At 43.1% G+C, this 25,544-nt stretch carries 23 protein-coding genes; 11 read left to right on the top strand and 12 right to left on the bottom strand.

Annotated elements, in window-relative coordinates:
* Window positions 1-2 precede the first annotated feature (2 nt).
* Window positions 3-1,145, bottom strand: coding sequence for a relaxase/mobilization nuclease domain-containing protein (locus tag DRW42_RS07030; protein ID WP_113948129.1), 1,143 nt, complete (start codon window positions 1,143-1,145; stop codon window positions 3-5).
* A gap of 305 nt (window positions 1,146-1,450) precedes the next feature.
* Window positions 1,451-1,855, bottom strand: a complete 405-nt coding sequence (locus DRW42_RS07025; RefSeq protein WP_113948313.1) for a plasmid mobilization protein — start codon at window positions 1,853-1,855, stop codon at window positions 1,451-1,453.
* Window positions 1,856-3,455: 1,600 nt separating this feature from the next.
* On the opposite strand from DRW42_RS07025, the gene DRW42_RS07015 reads away from it, so the two are divergent.
* Window positions 3,456-3,848 carry an immunity 22 family protein gene (locus DRW42_RS07015; protein ID WP_113948128.1) on the top strand — a complete coding sequence of 131 codons (393 nt, stop codon included), beginning with the start codon at window positions 3,456-3,458 and terminating at the stop codon, window positions 3,846-3,848.
* A 78-nt stretch (window positions 3,849-3,926) separates the two neighbouring features.
* Here the strand turns inward: DRW42_RS07015 and DRW42_RS07010 are convergent, their stop codons facing one another.
* Window positions 3,927-4,913, bottom strand: coding sequence for an SDR family NAD(P)-dependent oxidoreductase (locus DRW42_RS07010; protein WP_113948127.1), 987 nt, complete (start codon window positions 4,911-4,913; stop codon window positions 3,927-3,929).
* 304 nt (window positions 4,914-5,217) lie between these two features.
* Here DRW42_RS07010 and DRW42_RS28710 point away from each other — a divergent pair, with 304 nt between their 5' ends.
* The 3 genes from DRW42_RS28710 to DRW42_RS06995 all read left to right on the top strand — a co-directional run bounded on the left by DRW42_RS28710 (window position 5,218) and on the right by DRW42_RS06995 (window position 6,049).
* Window positions 5,218-5,424: a hypothetical protein gene (locus DRW42_RS28710; protein ID WP_158544291.1), complete on the top strand. Its 207-nt coding sequence runs from the start codon at window positions 5,218-5,220 to the stop codon at window positions 5,422-5,424.
* 246 nt (window positions 5,425-5,670) lie between these two features.
* Window positions 5,671-5,805 (top strand): hypothetical protein, encoded by a 135-nt coding sequence (locus DRW42_RS29370; RefSeq protein ID WP_279634094.1) that lies wholly within the window; start codon window positions 5,671-5,673, stop codon window positions 5,803-5,805.
* A gap of 88 nt (window positions 5,806-5,893) precedes the next feature.
* Entirely contained in the window at window positions 5,894-6,049 is a 156-nt protein-coding gene (locus DRW42_RS06995) for a DUF2256 domain-containing protein (protein ID WP_113948125.1), read from the top strand.
* 555 nt (window positions 6,050-6,604) lie between these two features.
* Here the strand turns inward: DRW42_RS06995 and DRW42_RS06985 are convergent.
* Window positions 6,605-7,114, bottom strand: a complete 510-nt coding sequence (locus tag DRW42_RS06985) for a hypothetical protein (protein ID WP_147243688.1) — start codon at window positions 7,112-7,114, stop codon at window positions 6,605-6,607.
* A gap of 608 nt (window positions 7,115-7,722) precedes the next feature.
* Between DRW42_RS06985 and DRW42_RS06975 the strand changes: the two genes are divergently transcribed.
* Window positions 7,723-8,214, top strand: coding sequence for a DUF6985 domain-containing protein (locus DRW42_RS06975; RefSeq protein ID WP_113948121.1), 492 nt, complete (start codon window positions 7,723-7,725; stop codon window positions 8,212-8,214).
* Window positions 8,215-9,014: 800 nt separating this feature from the next.
* Here DRW42_RS06975 and DRW42_RS06965 read toward each other — a convergent pair.
* The 5 genes from DRW42_RS06965 to DRW42_RS28570 form a co-directional block, all read right to left on the bottom strand.
* Complete coding sequence (locus DRW42_RS06965) at window positions 9,015-10,883, bottom strand: glycoside hydrolase family 97 protein (protein WP_113948119.1); 1,869 nt, start codon at window positions 10,881-10,883, stop codon at window positions 9,015-9,017.
* Window positions 10,884-11,182: 299 nt separating this feature from the next.
* Window positions 11,183-12,262 (bottom strand): efflux RND transporter periplasmic adaptor subunit, encoded by a 1,080-nt coding sequence (locus DRW42_RS06960; RefSeq protein ID WP_113948118.1) that lies wholly within the window; start codon window positions 12,260-12,262, stop codon window positions 11,183-11,185.
* A gap of 12 nt (window positions 12,263-12,274) precedes the next feature.
* Window positions 12,275-15,496, bottom strand: coding sequence for an efflux RND transporter permease subunit (locus tag DRW42_RS06955; protein WP_113948117.1), 3,222 nt, complete (start codon window positions 15,494-15,496; stop codon window positions 12,275-12,277).
* Window positions 15,497-15,503: 7 nt separating this feature from the next.
* Window positions 15,504-16,895: a TolC family protein gene (locus tag DRW42_RS06950; protein ID WP_113948116.1), complete on the bottom strand. Its 1,392-nt coding sequence runs from the start codon at window positions 16,893-16,895 to the stop codon at window positions 15,504-15,506.
* 123 nt (window positions 16,896-17,018) lie between these two features.
* Window positions 17,019-17,396, bottom strand: coding sequence for a hypothetical protein (locus tag DRW42_RS28570; protein WP_147243687.1), 378 nt, complete (start codon window positions 17,394-17,396; stop codon window positions 17,019-17,021).
* Between the two features lie 309 nt (window positions 17,397-17,705).
* On the opposite strand from DRW42_RS28570, the gene DRW42_RS06940 reads away from it, so the two are divergent.
* Both DRW42_RS06940 and infC read left to right on the top strand, forming a co-directional pair.
* On the top strand, window positions 17,706-17,999 hold the full coding sequence (locus DRW42_RS06940) for a hypothetical protein (protein WP_113948114.1): 294 nt from the start codon (window positions 17,706-17,708) through the stop codon (window positions 17,997-17,999).
* 183 nt (window positions 18,000-18,182) lie between these two features.
* The gene (gene infC / locus DRW42_RS06935) at window positions 18,183-18,752 is read left to right on the top strand and encodes a translation initiation factor IF-3 (protein WP_113948113.1); all 570 of its coding nucleotides are present in this window, start codon (window positions 18,183-18,185) and stop codon (window positions 18,750-18,752) included.
* Window positions 18,753-18,906: 154 nt separating this feature from the next.
* Here infC and DRW42_RS06930 read toward each other — a convergent pair whose 3' ends face one another.
* A complete protein-coding gene (locus DRW42_RS06930) occupies window positions 18,907-19,443 on the bottom strand; it encodes a carboxymuconolactone decarboxylase family protein (RefSeq protein WP_113948112.1) in 537 nt (178 codons plus the stop codon).
* A gap of 388 nt (window positions 19,444-19,831) precedes the next feature.
* On the bottom strand, window positions 19,832-20,695 hold the full coding sequence (locus tag DRW42_RS06925) for a helix-turn-helix domain-containing protein (RefSeq protein WP_113948111.1): 864 nt from the start codon (window positions 20,693-20,695) through the stop codon (window positions 19,832-19,834).
* Between the two features lie 285 nt (window positions 20,696-20,980).
* Between DRW42_RS06925 and DRW42_RS06920 the strand changes: the two genes are divergently transcribed.
* From DRW42_RS06920 to DRW42_RS06910, 3 genes are all read left to right on the top strand, one after another.
* Entirely contained in the window at window positions 20,981-21,328 is a 348-nt protein-coding gene (locus DRW42_RS06920; RefSeq protein ID WP_147243686.1) for a hypothetical protein, read from the top strand.
* 1 nt (window position 21,329) lies between these two features.
* Entirely contained in the window at window positions 21,330-21,908 is a 579-nt protein-coding gene (locus DRW42_RS06915) for a Crp/Fnr family transcriptional regulator (protein ID WP_113948109.1), read from the top strand.
* Window positions 21,909-22,115: 207 nt separating this feature from the next.
* Window positions 22,116-22,316, top strand: a complete 201-nt coding sequence (locus tag DRW42_RS06910; RefSeq protein ID WP_279634103.1) for a LytTR family transcriptional regulator DNA-binding domain-containing protein — start codon at window positions 22,116-22,118, stop codon at window positions 22,314-22,316.
* A gap of 142 nt (window positions 22,317-22,458) precedes the next feature.
* Here the strand turns inward: DRW42_RS06910 and DRW42_RS06905 are convergent, their stop codons facing one another.
* Window positions 22,459-24,666 carry a TonB-dependent receptor gene (locus tag DRW42_RS06905; RefSeq protein ID WP_113948107.1) on the bottom strand — a complete coding sequence of 736 codons (2,208 nt, stop codon included), beginning with the start codon at window positions 24,664-24,666 and terminating at the stop codon, window positions 22,459-22,461.
* 268 nt (window positions 24,667-24,934) lie between these two features.
* Here DRW42_RS06905 and DRW42_RS06900 point away from each other — a divergent pair, with 268 nt between their 5' ends.
* The gene (locus DRW42_RS06900) at window positions 24,935-25,531 is read left to right on the top strand and encodes an RNA polymerase sigma factor (RefSeq protein WP_113948106.1); all 597 of its coding nucleotides are present in this window, start codon (window positions 24,935-24,937) and stop codon (window positions 25,529-25,531) included.
* Window positions 25,532-25,544 lie beyond the last annotated feature (13 nt).

The raw sequence follows: 25,544 nt of genomic DNA, 5'->3' as shown, positions 1-25,544 counted from the left end.
GTTTAACGTGTATTTGTACGGGCCTTACCCTTTCGTTGCCGGTTTCGGCCGAGAATGGCCTCATCATCAATATCTTCTGCTAGGTTAGGCAGGCTTGGGGCAGGGATATCCAGATCTGAGGCTCCTGTCCAACATTCCAAAGATGTATCCTGGAAATTTTGATTTTTGTGCTCACTTAATGGCCTCATATCATTAATAACCTGGCTATCTGCCGTCCCACCGACCAATATTGCCATTTTCATTACATTTGATCCTTTAAATACATTTTGTTCTGCATGATCTATGATGGTATATCCATAAGGAATCCGGTCGCCTGAATAATGGAAGATCAATTGTATACCAAATTTTGAGTGAAGAAAGTCACCCAGTTCAGAACGGTAACGCAATACATCTGCGCGCTCCATTTCATGGAGCCTTCCGTAGTCTATTAGTACCGGGCTGTATCGGTTTTTATATTTTTCAATGATTTTGGAAATCTGCGCCGCTCTTCTGAGGTCATTTTTATTTATCGAAATCCAATTTTCGATTTCTGAAACCCTAAACCGTGACTGCTGGCCATTGAATCCGTCAATTTTTAAATCCCCATCACCTAAAGAAACCTTCAGTCCTCTCAGCTCAAATAAAAGTTTTAGCTGGGCCAGTGTAGAAAAATGGTATTTAAGAATTCTATTACGTTCTAGGTTAATATCAGTTTTATTTTCCTGGTCTAGAACCTGCGAAAGCATCCTGATTGACCTTAACTTTTCGAAAGCAGAAGATATTTTTTTCCCGGCTTTATCAATCCTTGTGGATACCGCATGTACGTGATTATTTTTTGTGTCATTATGAAAAACAAGCAGGTAAGGATTTTTTCCATAGCCCATTTTAGTCAGCCAAAGCTGCGCGATCCTTGTCAGATCCTCCTTGAATGTTGATTTTCCTTTAGCAGAAATAACCGCGTGGAACTGCGGTTTAGCTACCCTTTTGTTCATTGCGGAAACCGCTTTAAAATAATTAATATAATCTGAAGGCCGGAGCTCCGAAAGAAACTGGAGCACTCCGAAGTTGGAAACATTTACCAGTTCACCCTTTCCCTGTTCAATCTTGTCTGTATTATAGTTCACCCCGGAAAAGCTGGCCGATGAAGAAAGTATCTTTACAATCATATTACTTGTTATTTAGTTATCCAGTTCATCAGCTATCCGGTTTCACTGTTATCTACCCCACAGTATAACTAGCTATTGTGCAACCTGAGTAACTAGTTTCCATGTTAACTTCATAGCCTTATAACCATATAACTGTTCACTAAGTAACGCAGGAAGCTAAAGAGCGATGGAACCCATGAACTATGAATCAAGCTAAAGGGTTAACAATGAAACTGGATATTCCTATAACCAGTTATATGCTTAGCAACATAGATACAAACAACCAAAGATTTTTTCTTTGATCTGCTAACCTAAAGATATTGCGGTTACTTACCCGCGAGCCTGATCACTTTGCGGAGCAGCACTTCAAGACGTTTCTGGTTGTCCTGATAATTGGCCAGTAAAATATTATACCGCTCGGCAACAACCACTGATAGGATTCCTTGCCTCTTAAGGGCATTCGCATATCTGGCCAGCTGGTTAATATTGTTTCCGGCCCTGCCCATTTCAGTTCCCAGAAGATCGAGCGCCAGTATCAGTCGTTCTGCATTCACGATCACCCGATCTGAACCTGTTAATACTTTACTTCTGATCAGGTCTGCTTTACTCATTCCCAAAGCCGTCTCCAATTTTAAAATCAGATCAAACTCCTCACTCGTAAAGCGGACATCTACCTTTCTATCCCGTTTACCCTGAACCATTTGAGGTCTTCCAAGCTGCCTTTTATTCATAAAATACTTCAGGTAACTAAAAAAAAGAAAACGAGCCGCGAGTTTTCCCAACCCTGAAGGTGGACGAAGCTCAGCGGTAGGCCAGTCTTCAGGGCAAGAGACTTTTTGACCAAGAGAAAATGCCGCAGGGGTTTTCGTCGGACAAAAAGACATCTTGCGTGTATAAAAAGCAGAAGCCACCCGAGGATATCTTCACTGACCCTATAAATATCGGATAAGATTTTTTGCCTTATGGACTGCTTCGATTTCCAACCACGCTATGTGCCAGGATGCGGAATGGTCTCCATCCCTTACGTTCCGTGACCAATCCCTGCGAGATCCAGTGCTCAACATTTCGTCTTCCATATAACCTGAAAGCTTCCGCCTTTTTAAGATATGGCCCTAATTTGCCGATTCTGGATAGTGCGTCCTTGACGCTTTCTTCTATCCTCCTGCAAAAGCAACTTTTCCATTAATGTCCATCTGTATTTCCCTAACAAAAAAAAGGGGCCAATTGGCCCCTTAATTACCTAAACTCAAACACAAAAACAAGTCTTCGGTGGATCGGAATTACTCGCGTCAGTCCATACGGACCGGGCCCCCGCCTGCCCCTGCGCTTTCGTTATATTGATATGATCTCAACTTCGCAGGATTTTCCGCTCCTCGCGGAATAATGCTTCATTCCAGTATGTCAAAGAACAGATGCCTAAAAGCACCCTAACGTTCTGCCATTGGCAGATAACTGATTAATGCTCTTTAAGGCAACAGCCTCAAGCTGAGCTCTAAAAATAGATTCCGGGAAATTCAATTGTCACCAATACTGGCGACAATAAACCTTTCGGTGATCCATATTTCTTGATGTGTCCTCACATAGAAAGCATCAGATGCTGATGAGGAAAGCCATGGTTTCAAAAGCACTCTATCGCGGAAACATATTTCCGATCCAGTCCTAACGGCAGATCGAAATAGGGTGAACAGCTCTTTTGTAGAAACCATAATAGCTTTAAAACCAGTTATATTGGATTGCTCGTACAAACGTATCTATGAATCAAAAAAAATGGAATTTTCCGACTGAAATGGGCCAAATTGGGCCAGGAATGAGCTATAAATGAACCAATAGGATCACGAATGCGCTAAACTAGTTCGTGCGGCGCTGTCTAGACTATATCTCCAAATCCTTAACCCAGCATCATACTAGAGAACGACTAGCGTACATTATGATCTGAAATTAAAAAATGCGGGAAACTGCGTGAGATAGCAGCAAATAGAAGACAAGTGCATTTTTTTATTCAACATGCAGAAAAATAAGTTTTTAAATCCTATAGTTGCAGGCCTAAGCAATCCCATAATTCAATGGATAGAATTGCTCAGTACGGTCCAGTTGATATGAGTTCGAATCTCTTCGGGAACACTAATTAAACCTTGCCACATCAATTGGTGAGTTTTTTTGTTTCTGGAAAAACCTATAAAACTTGTTCAAATAAGTTCTCCCAATAAAATACTGAGGGCCTACCAGCTGTACGTCAATCAATAGAGCCTGCCCCCCTTAATTCAATTTTGTTTTTTTAAGTTGCGTATTTCCCTGCAAATTTTGAAGTTTGAAAATAAATTAGGAAAAACCATGTACATAAGCCCAACTGAAAGAATGAAAGTAATCCATCTATGGATGGGAAATACTGCATTGGACGAAAAGACATATTATGAATATTTTGAGCAGGAGGAAAAAATCAGTCATTTTGGAAGGAATATCGGACTTGATGAGGAGTATGATGAAGATATGATCGGGATCTTGCCCATATTTGAAAAACCAGTCACGGTACAGGAAGTATTGCAAAAGAAGGTACCCATTGATATCAGCAGTATCTCAGCGGCAATAAAAGCTGCAGGACAGGCAGGCATCAATACGGTTAATGCCGTATTCTATATAACAGATTCATCAATAACGGTTAAAGAACCCCATCAAGCAGATTATAACGGACTCAGCTACATTGGTGCTTTTAAGAGTGCGCTATAGAGGAAAAATACACACACTATGCTAAATATTCACATAATTGAGATTGCCAACTTAAAGATAATTTAGAATTTCCCGCCTTCAACCTTTTTTACCGGAGAACAGAAGCAAACCGATACCTACAGCAATACCAATGCCGAGTGCAAGTTTTGTTTTCCCCGATGGTACAGGGATAAGCGTCTCCCCGTAAATCTGGTGCGGCGGACCTGAAGGGTTGAGCACATTTCCACTGGTCGGTTCGCCATCTTTGATTTCCATGAGCAGGCGCATGCCGGATGAGGCCGTATTGACCAATAGCTTTGGAAATACGCTGTGCATAGTCTTCAATGCCCAGGAAGTGAAATCAGGGAATTTATCTTTTTGAGGCCGGATGGCAAGTTTAAGCAACTGTTTTGCAGTATCCCTGGGATCGGCAGCAAATGGCGGGATCTTGAAATCCAACCCTGAATATTTAGCAGAGTGCATATTTCCGGTCGAACGCTGGATCTGTGGATATAGGTTGCAGATGTGGATATCGGGCTGGCCTGAAAGTTCACCCTGCAGGCATTCCATCATCCCCTTGATGCCGAATTTGGTAGCCGAATAGACTGCACTGTACGGAGCTGGCATAAATCCGCCAATGGAAACATTATTGATCAGCACACCATATCCCTGCCCCTTGAATATAGGAATAACGGTATGCGCACTATTGAGATAACCCAACAGATTGGTTTTCACGACCTGATGGCTCACCTCTATGGGGATCTCCTCAAATTTACCACTCGCCATCACCCCGGCATTGTTCACCCAGAAATCGATCTGACCGGTGATCGAAAGCGCGCGTTCTGAAAGTGCCCTGACCTGCGCCTCTTCCGAAACATCTGTCTCCATACCGATAGCAACTGCCCCAAGGCTTTTGCAGTAATCAACCGCCCGGTTTAAAGCTTCCATTCCCCTGGAAGCTAGCACAACATGACTTCCAGCCATGGCAAAAGCTTCGGCAGTGGCCAGTCCTACCCCGCTGGATGCTCCGGTGATGACAACTGTTTTATTGATCAGGCTGGGTATTAATGTGCTTTTCTCCATCATGGTAATTGCTAAATATCATATTTCATGCAACAGCAGATTCGTTAAAATGTTTGCGGAGCAACAGCTATATCGTGATTTAACTAAAGTGCAAGTATCCGTAGATATACAGAGAAAGAACTAAAACTTTAGCAGCGGCTGACTGTTAGAAAAGGAAATCAAAGCCATCAGAAAATGACAGCAGATAAAAAACAGCAGGCGATCAGGTTATTAAGGCTGGGACTGGAGACCATTCAGGACCGCGCCTATACCGAAATCGCAGAAATCCCCACCGAAGATCAGGATGATTTTCAGGTCAAATATAGTTATGTGCACGATAAGTATCGAGGGTATTTTTACTGTGATCGGAAAAGCCGCGCCAGCTAGACAAGAAGACGCGGAAACCAGGTTTACCCTGTTGAGCGAATTTGCCGAAGATTCCCTGCACTATGAATCAGTAAATGCAAAAGAACAGGTTGAGAATGATGTTTCAAATGCCGAAAATTACTTAAACGAACACATCAACGAGGGCTAACTGACCGGTTATGGACAAATCCAGGTATTAAATTTGACTACTTAAAATATGCCTGGAAACGGGAAATTGACTACCGGAAAAATTCCCTGTCATACCGTGGGCAAAGGTGATCTGGGCGCTATGATGTGAGCTTTATAAAAGCGAGATTGGTCAAAACCGGCATTTTAAAACGCAGGAAATAGCTATAAAAATCAGTGATCAAATCGACGACTTGTGTTCTTGCCTATTTGAAGGAAAAGGATTTCTTTGACGCAGACATGGGGAGAAAATACGCAAATGGGCTTTGACCAGTCCAGGCGCTATGTTAATTTTAAGGACAATAAAATATACTACGACTGGCAGAATTACCACCAGCTGGAAAGCGGTACGGGTGAAGAATAAAAAGCACTCTCTGCTTCCGTATTCTATCATAAGTGGAGACTCGATGAAGCAAATGCAAAGTATGCAAGCTTAAAAAAGCAATGGAAAAATGAAAGGGGTTAAAAAGCAGCACCTTCCTGAAAAAACCTGCATCACCTGTGGGCGCCGCTTTAGCTGGCGGAAAAAATGGGAAAAGGTATGGGATGAAGTTAAATACTGCTCGGATAAATGCAGAAGAAATAAGATGAAGCCTCTGGTTCCATAAATATTTTATTTGTTAGTTATTCATTATCTAGAACCAAAGGTTCAAAAGGAAAAAACTGATGGTGTTTCCATGGGCCATCCAGATAATACGAGAGCTCAAGTCCATTTAATACAACTTGAAAAGGCTCAAAATCTGCTTGCAAAGTTTTCAATTCTTTCCCTGGCGTACGCAGGGTTAACCTTGTTTTGAATAGTGATGTGCGGCCTTAGGCCTTGCAGGTCCTAAGCACTTAAAACAGAAAGGAACTGATGCTGCAAGTAACCATGGAGATTGGATTGTCCATGTACAATTGTTTCAACAATAGCTGATTAAGTTTTAAACTTTTAAGATCTTCTTTGCCCCCTTGGGCGTTGTTATGCGATTGTTTAATTACCTAAAGGCAGGTTTCGCTAAACTGTACAACATCTAATCCGTCGGTATAATGGTTTATCATTTACTACAGGAATAAACTTAACAACCCTTTCCAAAAGGTATTACTTAATTTTGCATGGCCTTGCTCGAAAGACCAAATGGGATTCAAGGGAGGGGCGAAAACTTCAATTGTCTCGAGGTTAATTAAATATCATTAGCTCCAATAACTTCCACTTCGAAATCTTCAGTGAAGGCAGCATTATAGACTTTGAAATTAACAGGCCATTCCTCTTCTACCAGTTTAGAAATAAAAATGCTGAACAGAAACCTGAAGGCACCGAAGTCAGCGCCATCCTTACAGATGACCAGATAACTACCGTCCTTTTCCATGACTACTTCCTCCACCTCTTCCGCCCATTGAGCTTTGATCTTATCAGGCAAAAGGTTGAAATGCTGGCTGTCTATAAACTTTCCGATTGCCGTTATGCGCTTTTCATCCAGGTTTTCCCCATTTGCAGCTATCCAGATCCCATCCACTTTACTAAGGCTTCCCAAAAGAAAACCGTTATATAACACATTCCAGCAATTGCCGTCGGCAAATCGCACCAGCTGGTAAGCATCCATGGCCCTTCCCTCACCAAAAAGATAATCCAGTTCGAGCGTCCTGCTGGCAGTGACATTGTTCTGTTTAAATATATTTGAATACTGTTCCATTTGGCCCGAAATAATTGACCTTAACTTTTTACCTATTGACCTGAAAATCTCCATTGATTTTTTTTATCATTTATTGATCTGAGCAAACTTAGTCCAGACACATACAACGAGTACATAGCTGATGCAGGGTGAAAACACTGTCCCCGTTAATCTCTCTTTAAGCTCTCCGTACAACCCAATTTCATTGGAATAAACGCTGCAAGGAAGAATTTGTTTGCTCCCTCCATCACTGGGTTCAAAAGAATGGAAAGCTTGGCGAATTGTTACAAAAGCATAACAACGTTATTACGAAGCTGGCCGATAACTAAAACCAGATGTAAAAAACAGACTGCCCCCCAGCCCCCGTTATCATATTCAGCTCGAACCCTCTTTAAAGCACTTGTTTATAGTATGCAGCAGCGAGCTGTCATCATATGGTTTTTCAATGACCGCATCCGGCTGGCACTTTATGATAGCAATCTCATTATAGCTAAGACCGGTGAGTAGCATAACAGGAATGTGTGAGGTATGAGTTTCGGCTTTTCACTTGTCAAAGATGTTTTCAACAAACCTCGACTTACCGCTATTTTTTATACTTTTAAATAAATAAACTTACAAGAGAAGATAAAATGACAACACATTCATTCTGGGGAAAGGTTGAACAGGACTGGGCAGGTTACTCTGCCGAAATCACCTTCTATCATCCATTCTTTAAAAACAGCGGCGTGGAAATTTTCCTGGGAGAAGAATTTGATGAAGACGGCGAGGAAATAGAATCGCCGCCCACAGCAGAAATGTTATCATCATTTGCCCGTACCTACCAAAACTTTTTGGACAATATCGAAAATAACCTGATTGCCATTCAACAGGCCGGATTCGACCGCTATCAGAAACTATACGCCAAATACTATGAAGACCCGCATCGATCGGGCCAGCCAGCCCTCAAAATAGACAGCACGTTACGCCACAATCCCCATATCAGGGAAATCCTATACCTCCGCGTCCTGGATGAAAATACCCTCAAAATATCCATACGCTATGCCCTCGATACTGAACAGGGGCTTGAATTTAAGTTTAAGGACGGAAATATCATTGCGATCGGTGGCATTGCCGAAACTTAACATTAACTGATAAATATCATTTAAATTTATTGATAAGACCGCGCTCAAGGGGAAATAGCGCCTACCATACCCAAATGAGCTTATAACATGATTTGGATTGGGTTCCGGGTTGCTCTTACCAAACCTGGGCGTGTTGACGCTCCCGGAACTTCTAGAGATTGACGAAATCAAAGTTAATATTGAATCTGAACAAAATCAAAAGATTAAAAAGCGGTTGCTTTTTTTTTTCAGACAAGCCTCAAATTTAGTTTCAGAACCCAAGACAAAAGCTAAGGTTCACTTACCAGGGATCCGAACTGCAATCAATTGATGGAAGAAAGGTGATAATTAAAAATTCCTCCAATCACATTCAACCTGAAAAAGAATTCGAAATTATTTTTCACCCAATTAATATATTCCAGGGGAAATCCTTTGCTCCAGTATAGTGGAAAATATTCTCATGACGAACTCGACATATTTGCCAGGTCATTCAAACCGGCAACTCCCTGCAATTGATAATTGACGACACCACGCACAACTTATTTTTTATCGATATTATCTATTATAAACACGGCACTTTTCAATTAAATTCTTAATTGAAGAAAATGGAGTAAAGTCAATGTTTATTTCAGTTTTCCGTGCATGGAACAAGAAATTCACAAAGATGATCTATTGAAATGGCCTCTCGCTAAATGTGACCTTATACCACAGAATAATAAACCTCGCCGGTTGAAATAAACCTAGGCCGGATTAGGGTCGTACTAATTCAAAAGAGCAGTTTTGAAACAATAAGTGAAGCTTCGAATTATTGATAACAATAATTACCTTATGAGTATGCATGCACCACCCCCTGGCGCTAACTTAACATGCAAGGTATCCTGAGCAGCTATATCTCTTTCGTTTGTTTTATAACTTTCATTCGAAGTTCTGTAATCAGAATTATCACCATCCTGGATTACAAGCGCCCTATAGGCACCTTTGTTCAAAAAGTTGAGGGGTATATCAAGTTCGCGAGACTGTTCATTGGTAGCCGCCCCGATTAACCAAGCCCCGTCACTAGTTTGTCTTGCCATGACGACAAATTCCCCAATTTCGCCTTGGATTGTTTTGCTCTCTCTCCATGGCATCTTCTGTGAGGCTATGAACTGGAGAATTTCTGGATGCTTTTGATAATTTTCCGGAATATCAGGGATTACAGTTACCCCAGAGAAGGCTATTAATGTTCTGGCAGCCTCCCCTGTCAATGTAGTATTGGCTGGGTAATTGGCCCCATGCGTTCTTCCAAATTGCATAAGATCAGCAAGTCCGTTATTCATATCCAGAGGCCCAGCGACCATATTTACAAAAACTGAAGTTACAAATGTTTTAGGCTGTAAAGCAGTACCGGCGTCCAGCTGAGCCTGACAGTACTCACGCGATAGCGCATTAGGAAAGGTGCGCATCTGGCCATAGGGGTGCACAGGACCGTCATGAAAATTGCACAATAGCCGGTTTTTTGCACACAATTCGGTTATCATCCGCGTACGTTCATTTTTTTCCTCAGGACTACCAGACATAAAGCCGTATTTTATGCCGGCTGCCCCCCAGTCGCCATACTGTTTTAATGTTTGCGCTATAGGAAATTTGCGTCCGCCTACATCATTAAGATAAAGCCAAATCCCCACACCTTTTGCCTTCCCGTATCGTATAATTTCATGTACCTGAGCAACTTTCCCGCCTTTGAGTGGATCTGAATTTTGGCCGAATTCAGGACCATACCAGTCTGCATCCAGTGTTAAATAACGAAAGTTGTTTTTTGATGCAAAATCGACCATTTTTTTCCACGAGACGAGCGACATATCATACTTAAAACCATCTACTTGTGCTCCGGCAATCCGCCAGTCCCAAACCGTGACTCCAGGCTTCACCCATGAAAAATCCATTGTTTTTGCTGGAGGCGGATTCAATAATTCCAGAATATGTGAGTCCACAAGTATCCCGGGCTTAGTACCGTAGATAATAACTTTCCAGGCATCGCTGGGCTTTGATGCTATAGCAAACAGGGTTTGACCTTTCCGAGACTGTAGTACAAGAGGTTCACCCCATGATAAACTAGCTTCATGAATAGCCAGATAATTATCATCGTCCACCTTTATTGTCATTACAGGTAACCGCTTGTCATCGCTCTCCGTTAATTTTTCTGGCCCAATGTTAGCATTTTCGCCATTATAATACCAAGCTGTATAGTTTCCATTAAAATTAAATTCGGTAAGATCTTTAGTCGCCTTATTTTTAGGTATTTGGTATCGAAAAGCAATCCCATCATTGTATGCCCTGATTATAAGTTTATAGGTAGTAAAATCTATCACACACTCATTGTATATATCTGGAACAATTGCCCTTTTGCCCCATAACGGTTTCCAGACAGATTTTTTAGAATTGCGAGAAGAACTGATCGGCATAACAATATCCACTCCAGCTAAGCCAAGTTTGGAATTGGAAATGATCTTTTTCGAATTGGCAGTAAAGGAATATATTATTTCATTAGTTCCATTTTTGTTTAATTCAAGACATAGCTTGTTATCTGGCGAAGCAACGGTTAGTGGAAATAAGCCAGTGCTTGCAGGACCAGTCGCTGATTGAACTTTGTCTACAGCGTGCAGTGAAACAGAGGTAATTAAGAAGAAAATAATAAGTATTTTGATTTTCATATATCAAACTTTTGGGTTTGTAGATCAACAGGAAACAGCTTTATCCGATCTGAGTTGGTTTATTATTCTCTTAACTGCCGAAGATAAAGTTATTATATTTTATTTTCGACAAAATATTAGCGGAAATTATAATCTGAAAAGTGGCTAAAACAACTAAAATGGCCACATTTGTCAGTAACCTAGCGCCAATGTGAAGCGAAATGCGGTGTCACTTTGAAACGGAACGACCGGCCATTTCCCCTGAAATACCCAAACAAAAAAAGATTCGCCAGGCGGATTGCTCACCGCCTGGCAAATTACTAAAGCGCCTGACCGTTTTTGATCTCATCGTTTGCAGGCGAAACGATCTTTGCTCCTGCTTTGATTGCGCCGAAAATCTCGGTCATGTCCGTTCCCTTCATCCCTTCCTTGATATCAATGAGCTTCGCTTTACCATTTTCCACCTCGACCACATATTTCCGCTCCGTAGACCGGACGATAGCTGAATTGGGCACAAGAAGCGAGGTAACGCCAGATTTTAGGGGAATTTCAACCTCAGCATACATTCCAGCCTTTAAACGGCTGTCTTTATTGGCCACATCAACCTCTATAATTTCCTGGCGCATATTTCCCAATGAGTTTGCAGAACGGCTGATCTTTGCCTGGTGCTGTTCCCCCGGCAATGCATTAAAGTGGAACTTGACCATCTGGCTTAGGTCCACCTTGTCCACATAATCTTCGGGGATAGACACCTCAAGCCTCATGTGGGTCAGGTCTTGCAATACAAGCATTGGCAGGTCCGAAGATTTCCCTGCTGATACCAAAGCTCCCGGTGATACATTTCTGTCTACAATCACCCCATCAAAAGGTGCATATACTTTCAAGTAGTCCTGCATGGTACGTACAGAGGAAACATTTGATCGCTCGGCTTCTGCAATGGCCTTATCTCCTTTCATCCTGGAAAGGGCATTGTCCAGTTCTAGAGGAGATACCGAACCTTCTTCTTTTGCGGCCTCTTTAAGGCGTCTGTATTTTTCACTGCTTGCCGATGCCGTCTCTTGCGCCTGCAGATATCGGGAGTTTGCCGACTGCAACTGCGATTCGAGTTCTGGTGCTTCAAGTATCATGAGCAACTGGCCCTTGTTAACTTTCGACCCTAAGTCGACCAGTATCGCTTTTACAAAGCCATTGGCTTTTGGAAAAATGTTTACCTGGTTAAAGGGCTTGAGTACCCCGGGAATACGCGTAAAAGTCGAAAGAGCTTCTTCTTCAACCTTTGCGGTTTCATATTTGGCTTCCTTGCCGTTTTTTTCCGGACTGATGTCCACGGGCTTTTGGTTTCCGCCACAAGCTGCCAAAGAACTTATCATTATTATAATGGGGATGAATTTTATTTTCATGTTGTTTATCTATTAAATGTTTGTTTTTCTGGGCATTAGGTTGGGTTCTTTTAAGCTACTTTTTTTCTGTACCCATGCAAAGACCTGCGGAAGGATGAACAGTGCAGCGAGGGTTGAAAATAATAATCCGCCGATAACAGCTCTACCGAGCGGTGCGGTCTGTTCACCGGATTCGCCCATTCCTGAAGCCATTGGGATCATACCTGCTATCATGGCAAAACTGGTCATCAGAATCGGCCTTAAACGGATCCCGGCACTCACCACTGCCGCCCGGGTAGAATCCTTATAATCCAGCCTGAGTTTTTCGGCGTTGGTAACGATCAGTATCGCATTGGCAACCGAAACCCCTGTAGACATAATCATCCCCATATAACTCTGCAGGTTAAGTGTAGAGCCTGTAAGGAATAGCGCAGTCAGTGAACCCAGGATTACTGCCGGAACAGTCGAAAGTACGGTCAGCGAAAGCTTGAAAGACTGGTAATTGGCTGCAAGCAGTAAGAATATAACAAGTATCGCAAAGCCAAGTCCGCCCTGAAGTGAAGATAGGGTTTCGGTTAACAAACTTGACATACCTTTAACTTCTGCAGTAAGCCCCTTTGGGGGTGTACCTACAGACTTTAATGCCTTTTCTACATCAGCCGTTGCCTTTCCAAGGTCCTTTTTATGGATGTTTGCGCTCACGGTCAGAAAGCGTCTTGGCCCCGAGCGATCATATTCCCCGGGATGATAACTGGTATTGAAAGTAGCGATATCGCCCAATACCGGACTGCTCTGTCCTTTAACCAAAGGGATTTCCTTCAGCTCATCCATCGTGTTCATTACATATTCTGGCACCTGCACCTGTACCTGGTAGGTATAGGCAGTTCTCTCATCAAGCCACTGGTTTTTTTCGGTAAATCGGCTGGATGAGGTACTTGCAGTAACTGACCTTGCAATATCGACAACATTAAGGCCAAACTGCGCCGCCTTTAACCTGTCGAGGGTAATGGATACCACTGGAATGTGCAACGGCTGGGAAATCTGAATATCACGGAGATATTCTATTTTTTTGAGTTTTGTGATTACCTTATTAGCGTAAGATTCTATCTGATCCATATCTTTTCCGGCTACCCTGATCTCGATCGGTGTAGCGGCACCCTGGCTCATAATCTTTTCCGTCATGTCAATCGGCTCGAAAGTGATTCGAAGATCAGGAAGTTTATAAGCAATGTTCTTCCTGAGGGCATCTTTGAGCTCGTCCATATTCACTTTGTAATCTTCATCCAGGTTCACCTGCAGTACAGCCTCATGAGTACCGGTATTAAAGATATACAGGTTACTTGTTCCGTAACTGCTTGGGATGAGTCCAACGTAGCCAGAACTAACCGCAACATGGTTATCCACTGTTTGGTTGATAATGGAGAGTACCTGCTTAAATTTTTCTTCGGTTCGCTCTAACCTGGTCCCATCAGGAGCTTTGATGCGGATCTGAAATTGTCCGTTATTGAGCTTGGGCATCATATCCTTTCCAATAAAGACAAAGCCGAGGCCTGCCAAACCAACTACCAGAACTAAATAAATTCCGACAATTCCTTTTTTCATCGGCATCCACCGCTGGATGATCGCCATGAATCTCACCTTCACCCGTTCAAAGAAATCGTTTTTTTCCGGTTCATCCTTTTCGTTTTCCAGGTGCGTTTCAACCTGTTCCGCCTCCCGCGAGTCCAGGGCTTCCCCTGCATGGGCATGGATCTTACCGTGGTCATAATGTTGGTAGCGTTCTTCCCTGATCATCCAGTTGGATAAAATCGGAACCAGGGTCTGGGCCACAATGAAAGATACAATCATGGTAAAACCAATCGAAAGGGATAGTGGCAGGAACATCGCCTTTGGTATCCCGTTCATCATAAAAGATGGCGCAAAAACGGCGAGTATACACAATAGGATGAGCAGTAGCGGGAATGCGATTTCCTCGCAGGCATCGTAAATGGCTTCGCGTTTGGGCTTGCCCATTTCCAGGTGCTGGTGGATATTTTCTATCGTTACCGTCGCCTGATCGACCAGGATCCCAATCGCAAGTGCCAGACCGCTCAGGGTCATGATGTTAATGGTCTGGCCAAACATGCCCAGCAATAGCACGCCAATTAGGATCGATACCGGAATGGTAATCACCACGATAAGACTGCTCCGAAGGTCACGCAGGAATAACAATACCATAAGACCTGTTAATAATGCACCCAAGCCACCTTCAGTGATCAGGCTTTTTACCGAGTTGATAACCGCTACAGACTGGTCAAATTCATACGAAATGTGGACATCGTCAGGCAAAAGACTCTGCATTTCAGGAATTTTGGCCTTTAACGATTTTACCACCGACCAGGTTGATGCGTCTGCGGTTTTTACTACTGGGATATAAACCGACCTTTTTCCGTTGATCAGCGCATAATCTACGGTAACATCTGCTGCATCTGCAACCCTTGCCACATCCCTTACCAATATGGAAACGCCGTTTTTTGTGGCAATGGGAATGTTGTTGAATTCATCCACGGTTTTTACCAGTGAGTTCATGGAGGTCACCATCATGGTATTGTCCAACCTCAGGTTTCCTGAAGGCGACATTACATTGAATTTGGATAAAGCCCCTACTACCTCGTCCGGAGTCAGATTGTAGCTCCTTAGCTTGCTCGGATCTACGCTAATGGTAATCGAGCGTGAATTGGCCCCAAATGGCGGTGGTGCTGAAAGTCCGGCAACCGAAGAAAACATGGGCCGGATACGTGTTGCCGCCATATCATAGATTTCTTTAAGGCTCCTCGACTTGGCCGAAAGTACAAGCTGGCCAACGGGCAGTGAAGAGGCATCAAAGCGGACTACCTGTGGAGGCAACGCTCCTGGTGGGAAGAACTTCATGGCACGGTTAACCTGCAGGGCAACCTGGGCTGAGGCTTCGGCCATATTGGTACTTTCATAAAAACTAAGCTTGAGCATCGTCAAACCCTGAATGTTCTTGGCGGTAATATTCTTTACACCGTTAACGTAAAGGAACTGATCCTGCAGGCGGGTAGAGAAAAAACCCTCCATCTGCTGAGGGGACATGCCACCATAGGATTCGATAACATATATAGTAGGAGAATTAAGCTGGGGAAAAATATCTATTGGGATCTTCAGCGCACTGAGCACTGCAAAGAGCAGTAAACTCGCGGTGATCACCACTGTTGTAATCGGCTTTTTCAGGGCCGAGGTAACCATTGACATATCTTTATTATTTTAATGCGTTTAACAGTGAATCTACTTGGTTGGTGGCAATAGCCTTTTGAAAAAGTGCCCGGACGTACAGGTATTTTGCGTTAACAAAATCAGTTTCTGCGCGGTAGAGGATATTCAGGGCTGCATTGAGCTCAATGATATCGGTCAGCCCGTTTTTATAAAGGGAGAGCTTTTGCCGGTACCCTGCGGCGGCGGCCTTTAGCTGATTGGGTATTTCTTCGAGTCTTTTATGCGCGGTACTGATTTCAAGACCCGCCTGAAGTGAGGCATTTGATAACATTAGCCGCTCCTGCTGAAGCTCCTTTAAATAAAAGTTACTGCTGGCCTTCTGGGTCCTCAGCTTCAACTGACGCCTGCGCAGATCAAAGAGGTTATAGCTGATCCCAACGCCCACAAGGTAATTTTCCCGCTGCCATTGCAGACCATTGGATAGGCTATTGAAATTGTCATTGGCATCAATGCTTGAACCCCTTGACCAGGCCGCAGCCTGCAGGCTCACCTTAGGGTTATAGGCTTTTTTAACCAAATTTTCCTTCTCAATGCTGCTGAGGTAACTACTTTTATAAAAATCAAGCAGCGGATGGCTTGAACTGTCGGTCAGGTTTACAGATAGGTTTACCTCAAGCGATTTCAGTCTGTCAAGGATTGTACTGTCAGCCACAATACTTTCCGGATGTAGCCCGCTGATTGCTGCAATATCGAGCTGAACCTGTTTATAAGTATTGTCCATTTCGATATAATTCAGCCTTGATTTGGAGAGTTCTGCACCCGCGATACTGGTATCTACGCCCGGGCGCACCCCGCTTCTGGCAAGTGAGAGTATGGAGCGGCTAATCTGCTCATTGCGCCTGATGTTGCTTGCCTGAATAGATAGCATGTCCTGAAGCTTTAAAAGGCTCAGGTAATCATCAATGGCAATGGCCCTGGTCTGGTAGCGGCGCTGAGCAAAACTGGAACGCTCAGCTACAAGTTCTGATTTGGCTACCGCATTCTGGGCCTTGTAAGCACCAAAATTATACACCTCCCAATCAAGGGAAACAATGCCAAGATTGGTCAGTGCAGCCTGGGTATTGCTTTCAGTCCTAACGCCCCTGGAATTAGAAGGAACGATACCAAAGGCCATATAAGGCCCTGCCACGTTATTGTTTGAGCCCAGATCTGCCTGATAATTAAGCTTCAGGTTTGGAAGCGCATTTGCCCCGGTCTCTTTTAACTGGGCCGCACGGATATCTACTGCTGCCGAATCAGCGGCCAGAGAGGGTGAAAAGGCGGTCACGTGATCAATCAGATCGACGATCCCGATGGGTTTTGGGGAAGATTGGGCATGGCTTTCCAGCCCCATATATAAAAAAGGGAACAAACAGAAAATCTGTTTAATACGGATCATGTCTTTAAATTAAAATTTAAGGAAAAAGATTTGACGGATTTCGCGACAGGTAACACGGTGATTAAGCGTCCGTGGTCACCTCATATGAAGTACCTGCCAATAAAAGAAAGTTGGAAATAAATCTCAGATCCGGAAGACCTGGTTGGAAATATAAATTGGGACTGATCCTAAAGTCAGGGATTTGCGCTCAAGAGAATACCTGTTCAGCTTAGGAGCTAGAAATGAAAGGCAAAAAAGTAAGATCACCCCGATAATAACAGCTTCCTGAACAGGAAGCATGTTTTTCTTTCGTTCATCAAGGATGCACTTAAACTGCCTGGTAATTTTAGAATCTTTTCCAAGCGGTGAAAAGCTGCCGTTGTTCTGGGTGGCTGATTTTATTCCCTGGACGGGTTCTAAAAGGGAGAGGTTGGATAAAAGAAAGATATTGCCTAAAGAGATCATCAGATACAGCAATACAACTCCGATTATAGAGCAATTGGGCACCTGCTTAACTTTCACATCCATCAAATTTAACAACCTAAATAATGATGCTAAAATCAATAATAATTTAAAAAGATGAGAGAATAAGCGGCAACAAAACCGTTACAAAACATCAAGAAAATCTGAGCTTATGGTGATTATACAACAGATAGGCAGACCAATTTTCGGCAACACCCATTAATGTATCAAACCTAAAAAGCCATCTAGCTGTGCACTCAGACAGCATCAGAATTTTTTTTTATTTGCGGCCCATTCCAAAATTATACCATGCTAGAAGTGCTAAAAAAATATTTTTAAACTTTTAAGCTTCCCGATCGTCTATTTTGTATGAAAGAAACACAGGAAACCCTTAATTTTACCACCATGCCCCTGATCAGCGGCATTTTGCTTTTGATTTTCGGCACCTTTATTTTCATATTCGCACGCTGGCGTAGAAATAACCGTCGCAAACTGGTTGGAATCAATGAATTCTCTTGTCCAGACAGGATGGTCAATACCAAAGGTACAGAAAAGATACTGCGTTTTCTGGCCATTATACTTCTCCTATCCGGATTTATACTTGTCACCTTCGAAGCACTAAGAACTGAAGGTAGCGCGAGAGATGAAGTCACGGTAAGCTAAAAAATCCAGCCGATCACTGGGCGGGATATTTTTGAAGCCTTGGGGAAAAAACCCGATAAAATGTTGCCATAGCGTCATCATTCCGTACCAGGTTTGGATTTTTCCGGTTAAAAAGCGATATTATCAAGACCATCTTGATTCAGCGCTCCAGCAAACAGAATTTTTCATTAAAACTTTTCAAATTTGGCATTAAAAAAAGCAGGATTTTACAGAGGGCCACGCTTGCCCTTCAGAAAGAAAGAAGCAGAACACAAGATAAATGAATTTATCACCTCGCCTGAGGTTCGCCTGACAGGAGATAATGTTGAAACCAATATCTACCCCCTCCAAGAAGCCCTAAAAAAAGCCGGCGAACTGGATTTGGACCTGGTTGAAATTTCCCCGAACGCATCTCCACCGGTCTGCCGCATCATAGACTACAGCAAATTCCTTTATGAACAGAAGAAAAAGCAAAAGGAAATTAAAAGCAGGGCAAAACAAACCATCATCAAAGACATCCGTTTCGGACCAAATACCGATGACCATGATTTCCAGTTTAAAGTTAAACACGCAGTTTCTTTTCTGGAGAACGGAGAAAAGGTCCGTGCTTTTGTGCACTTCAAGGGGCGCTCAATCGTATATAAAGATCAGGGGGAAATCCTGCTCTTAAAATTCGCACAGCGCCTGGAAGAAGTTGGCAAGGTAGAATTATTGCCCAAACTGGAGGGGAAGAGAATGTTTCTGACCCTGGCACCGAAAGTCGCAAAAAAATAAACTTAAAGCTTAAACTTTTAAACCAAAAAAAAGCTCCCAGTTTTCTCAGCAGGGAGCTTTGTTTAACAATTTGGCTAACATCAGGGGCATTTGCCCACCCGGGTTTAAAATGGCCAGCGGGTAAACCCACTGTTCTGTTCAGTCCCCTTTGGGACTAGTCCAGCACCGGCGCTAAGGGCCAGTCAACCGGAACTTCTGTCATCGCATGTAAATAGTTAGTGATTATTTTATCACCAATCACCATTGTCACATCAATTAAGCTTGCTTCAGAATAACCCGCAGCGTAGAAATTTTCCAAAACTTCAGCCGCTACCCGCCCGCGGTTTTCAGTAGCAGCCTTAACAAACTTAGCCAGAGCATCAAGTTTAGCATCAAAGCTGATAGTAGCCCTGCGGATTTCAAGAACCTGCTCATCTGTAAAGCCATTCATTTTGGCAAACTGGGTATGCGCACTAAGGCAATATAAACAGCTGTTTACCTGGCTAACCACCAAATTGATCACCTCACGCTCTTTCGCCCTGAGTGAGGATTTTCTGTTCTGAAGTGCCAGGTAGTCATTCAATGCAGTTTCAGAATGTGCAAAAATTGCATATAGGTTTGGCACAAAGCCTACCATTCCATTCAGGGTTTCAAAAACTGACTGGTTAGCTAAAGACACCTGCTCTATTGTTGGAATCGGGAAACTTTTCATGTTTTATTTTTTAAATGTCTGTTTTATTTTAACAGTACAAATTTGCAGCAAACACATGAAGTGGCGAATAGAGAGAGTTCCCGATTGCATGTAAGATTGACAGTTTAAGCAAAATAATGGAGGATGTCGAAGACCAGAACCCGCACAACAACGTAGCGAAAATATATGACTCCCCAAAGTACTGAAAGGAGCGGAAAAGCGCGAAGCCAACTTTTTGTGGCTGAGACAATTTTTAAACACCAAAAGTAAGTAGCGAATAATTATCTTGCAGGAGAAAATTATCCAAGCAGGTTTTCAATAAGGCAATTTTAAAGGAAATACCATTTATTTCACCTTCATGTGCAACTGAAACTGGGAAAGAAAAACCACGCCCCCATCCATTAGTTGCTTACCTTTGAGAAAGGTGATTTGAACCTGAACTGCGAAAGGAAGATGGAGAAACACCAACCTGCTTTTTAAAAAAATTACTAAAATACGCTGCATCATCATATCCGAGGACATAAGCGATTTCTTTGGAAGAATTCTCAGTATACATCAGCAGTCTTTTTGCCTCAAGAATGATCCTGTCCTGAATAACCATAAGCGGGGATTTATGGTTGTAAAGGGCAAAAGCGTTTGCCAGGGTCTTTGGTGATTTATTGAGCTGCCCGGCGTAGAACTGGACGGTATGATTCTTTCTATAATTATTTTCAACCAGAAGGTTAAATTTGCGCAGCAAGTCCAGCTTATCTTCAGTCAATTGCGGCTCTTTGAGATACTGTTGTTTTGCCAAACGGGTAACGATTATGATGAGCCGCTTGAGCATAATCTGCAGCATGTCCCGCTGTATTACATCCTTATCGCCAAACTCATCAATAAACACCTCTATCAACAGCTTTATTTTTTTCTGCTGCTGATCATCCAAAGCAATAAACATGGTCTCAGCCGAACCGTAAAACAAAAACCCAACACAGCTAACCTCCCTGTCGTGGTCTACAATACAGTAAAAATTCCGGTTGTACTGCCAGGCAATAATCTGTTGAGGTTTTGTAAAAGTAAAGCTCTGGTTAACCATCAAAGGCAGTACTGTATTTGCAGGAAATTCATATTCTATCCCGTCGATGCTCACGTATTGCGAGGGGCCATTATTTAGGGCTATGGTCAAAAACATGTCCTTTCGGTCCCGTTGAAAAAATAAACGGTCAAAGTTAGCTTCGTTTATTGTGAGGTGGAGTTCGCCCGTTGTAACAGAATCAATATAACTTAGCTTCATAGAAAGATTTTAAGTCCTGCGCAAATATAACTATCCTAACCATGAATTGATTTATTTATCGGAGCTGCTATCCTCCACTGTTTGCGCATCACTTTGGAGGTAACATACCAATCCATTCCAACACACTTTTCATTTTACTGAGCAAATTCCCGGACCGATCTGGACGCTGGCCTGTTTATGCAAATCATATCTTGGAAAACCATTTGCGCTTTAAAACTTTTTTGATTTATTAAACTACTTTAATTTTAAACCCGGGGCTGATCGATAATTTTGGGCATGAAAAATATGACAGAAACAGTTGAGCGCTACACCAGCGCCTGGAACGAAAAAACATCAGCAGAAGTTAAGGCTGCCTTTTCCTCAATTTTATCCAGCGAAATCACTTACCAGGACAGACAAACACCTTTGGTAAGAGGACTCGATGCCTTTGTTGAACTGGTAATGTCCTCGCATGAAAAAGTGCCTGGCCGTTCATTTTCGCTATTGGCAGAGCCGGAATACTTTGATCACCATTGCTATTATATCTGGAGCATCAACATACCCGGTAAGGGCCAGTTTACAGGAAAGGACTATGTTGAGTATGATGATGAAAACAAAATGACCAAGATTATCGGATTTGTCCCTACCTTGTAGCATGCCTGTATTTGATCGCCTATTTGAAAACTTTGCCATGCATGTTGATCTTAATGCAGCAGAACAGACGCACATCAAGTCTGTTCTGCAACATCAAAAGTTAGAGAGAAACAAAATGCTGCTGGAGGCCGGTGAGATTTGCCGGAATTTTTATTTTATTGACAAAGGCTGCCTGCGTGTTTTTAACAGGGATAAAGAGGGCGCGGAACATAATGTCCTGTTTTGCCCGGAAAATTGGTGGGCAACAGACATCAGTAGTTTTGCAGATCAGCAACCCGCATACTATAATATTGCCACTCTGGAAAGCACGGAATTATTTTATTTTACTCACCACGCGCTGCAGCAATTGTATATCGATGTGCCAAAAATGGAGCGGTTTTTCCGGATTCTGGCCCAGAACGGGTTCAGTTTATATCAGCGGCGAATTAACTCAATTATCTCCAGGTCTGCAGAGGAACGCTATCTGAAATTTCAGCACCTCTATGCGGAACTGGAAAATCGTATCGCACAAAAACACATTGCCTCTTATCTTGGAATTACACCCGTGTTTCTAAGCATGATCCGTAGACGGAATGCATAATAGGTAGTTGAAAATTTTTGTTTCCCCAACATCATAAGTGCTCATATCCATTCAAATCAATATACTGAAATAGGTAAGAAAAATCCCCCCGGATCGAAGAAGGAAAATTTGATTTGAGAGCAAATCGTAGATCCCCAGATGAATGACAATAGATTTGAACAGGAGTTTTTAACCTTTTCATAAGCCCTAAGAGAATTAAACCGATGGCTGAACCTTAACCGGCAGGATATCATGTTTATTGAAGATAATAAAGATGACATCAGATCATTACCGCCAGCGGAAAAGTATTTGCTTTACCATACCTTAAAAGCCATACCGGCAAAACTTAATACCGGATATTTCATACAAAGCCATTGGTCTTATGTGGTAAACAGGCTGTTATTGCGCGCATCTTTTAGGGAAACTTGATTTCGACCGGCCAGCAATTCTTACCCATCGGGAATTCCTATGAGATACAGCTGATGGAAAGGCTTGGCACCTAAAAAATTACCCTTTAAAAATTTGATTATCCCAGCAGGAAATACTCTCCATGGAATACACCTCTTTTTTATTAAAACCTGACTGTTAAAACTCCCCTGATGTTAAAAGGCGTACCCGGGGTAAAATGTATTTCCTCTGTGGGCTGGCTTTCTCCGGACAACCTGGACTCGGTGGCAAACTGAGTTTCGTTCCATGCCCTGTTAAATATATTTTCGGTGATGATACCCAAAGTGAAGCGTTTCCAGGTATAATGGATATTGGCATCGGTAATAAAATAACCTTTGGCAATGATCGAATTATCTTCGTTTGCCGGACGAGAAGCTAAATAGCGGGATTTGATGCTGCCCGAAAAGCGGCCAAGGTCCTTTATGCTCAGGCCGCCAGTAAAAGTAAAAGGAGGGGCCAACGGAATATAGTTAGCACCACCGGGCTCATCAAGCGCCCTGCCGTGGTTATAGGTTATATCGCCGTTCAAAAAAAGCCAGTTATTGAGCTGATAGCGAACACCAAAGTCAACCCCCTTTCTGGAGGTCCTGCCACTGGGCTCAATCACGCCTTCGTCGCCCACGTAAACAAATTCCTGCTGCAGGTACAGGTACCATAATGCAGCGTTCAGGATCAGCCTTGGCGCAGGTTTCCAGCTTACATCCAAATCCGCGCCATAGGCAGCCGGTAGAATGTCGCTGGTTGTTTGCGCGATAACCACCCTCGAATCGTTACTATGAAAACCTTTCCCCAGCTTCAGGAAAAACTGAAGGTTTTTGTTCTGGTTGTAAAGAAAATTAAGCTTCGGGCTCAATGTGGCCTTAGCAGTTGATCTGCGAAGGTTACCCTTTAAATGATCCGTATAGGCGAAGCTGAAATAATCCAGCCGTATTGCCGGGTTGATCAGCAACTTGCCGAGTTCAATCTCACTATTGATAAAAGCATAAGGGTTCCATTCACTCACGTTTCCAAACTGGATCTGCTCCAATGTAGCACTCCTGCCAAGGGTATGGCTTAGTTCAATATCATTGACTACATCGCCCCCTACCCCTGCCCCAAACTGCAGGCCAAGGTCTGCACCACCGCTACTATATTTTTTATCCAGTACAGACTGAAAGCCAAAAATATTACGCCCCTCTTTCTGGCGGATCTGGTCGCCGTTCACCGGATCATTCAGGAAAAAGGTAAAATTGCTATAAAGCTCAAAGTCGTAACGGCTATAAAATGCGCTGCTCTTAAGGTTTGTAGTTTCGTTGACCGCGTGGTCATACTGCAGATTGACATTCGTCCGGCTGGTCTTACCACCCTCATTTGGATCAATAGCGCCAAAGCGGCCGATCAGCCCCTCATCTACTGCCCTCTGCGGGATCTGACCCGAAGCCAGCCAAGAACTACTGAAGTGCATGGCCGAAAGCGATAATCGGTCAAGGTTAGCAAAACTGCGTGTATACTTACCCATCAGGTTCAGCCTTTTGAAATCCTGGCTTGCCTCAAATGGACCATCGGTTTTAATGTAACTTCCTGCCAGATAAGCAGACTGCCGGCTATCATTGACAAGGTTGATCATTCCAAGTCCCTTAAAGGTATTAAACCTCCCACCTTCCAGGTTCAGCGAACTGTTTTCCAGCCTGTCCCTGGTCTGAAAGGCAACATAACCAGCGGTGGCCAGGTTTCCCTTATCCGCATGATATGGTCCCTTGTCAAAATCAATTTTCTCTACAAGTTCAGGAATCAGAAAGTGGAGGTCGGCATAACCCTGGCCATGCGCATGGCTGACCATGTTTACCGGCATACCATCAACGGAGATATTGATATCCGTTCCATGGTCAAGGTCAAAGCCGCGAAGAAACAGTTGCTCCGCCTTCCCTCCTCCGGCATGCTGGCCAATAAACAGCCCCGGAACTTTCCTTAGCAATTCCTGGGCAGAATTTACCGGCGTGGTGGCGATATCTACAGCAGCTACCGAAGAAAGATGGTTAACCCCTTCGGATACGACCACCTCATCAAGCCGGATATTTGAGCTCGACAAACTAATGTTCATCTCTGCTCCCTTTACCACTACCACGAGCGGCCGATAGCCTAATAAACTTATGCGGACTGAGTCTCCGTGTTTGACCTCTCTCATCAGGAAAAAACCAGCTTCATTGGTATGTGCATGCTTTCCGGTACGCTGATTCTGCAAATAAACATCTTCCAGGGGGAGATTAGCTGCTGAAAAGATTTTCCCTTTTAAAGTTTGGGCACAAAGGGCTGTAGTGAAAAGGCTGAGCAGAATCGCGTAAAATATCTTCATGGCGCGAAACTAACAAAATGGCACAAAAATAATTCATAACATTTGGCGCCAACGTTAGAAAAATGCGGATCCTGGTCTTTTTATAAGCTAAAAATCCACAGCCTATGAAAAAGCCTTATACAAGTTACCAAACAGGAATAACAACATTTTCGTTAAGATTTGCACTACAGCTAGTGCTTCCTGAAAGGCCCTTTCTAAGAAAGCATAGCTTACCGGAATATGCCAAACTTTGTCTACCAAAAGCTGTTAAGAAATAAATTAACATTTCATGACCACCTCAGCTCCTACCGTTATTTTTTTTAAGGAATCCGTTCCCCAGTTTGAACGGGAGCTGATATATGGGTTAAAGTCAGCTGAGGCCGGTTCTTTTAACAAGCTTTACAAAATGTACGCTTCCAGCCTGTTGGGATTTATCATGCAGGTTGTAAAACAGCAGGAAACCGCGGAAGACCTTCTCCAGGAGTGTTTTATTAAGATCAGCCGGAATATTCAAAGTTATGACCCCGATAAATCCAGGCTTTTTACCTGGATGCTCAACATCGCCAGAAATAGTGCAATCGATCACATCCGAAGGCGCTCATCACAGAACGAAAAATATACCTTTGGGCTTGAAAGTATTGGCAATGAAATTGAAAACCGGTTTACCCATTACCCCAACACCGATACCATTGGAATGAAAAACCTTGTTGCAACCCTTTCCCCAAAACACAGGCTCATCGTTGACATGGTTTACTTCCAGGGATATACCCATAGTGAAGCCGCCGAAGCGCTTGATATGCCCTTAGGCAGCATAAAAACATCCCTCCGCTACGCAATGCTTACCCTTCGAAGATTTTTTTGCATGCCTAGGGAATCCGCAGCATAGCAAACCTCTAACT

The sequence above is a fragment of the Pedobacter miscanthi genome, assembly GCF_003315595.1.
Classification (GTDB): Bacteria; Bacteroidota; Bacteroidia; order Sphingobacteriales; family Sphingobacteriaceae; genus Pedobacter; species Pedobacter miscanthi.
This window is presented reverse-complemented; position numbering and strand designations above follow the sequence as displayed.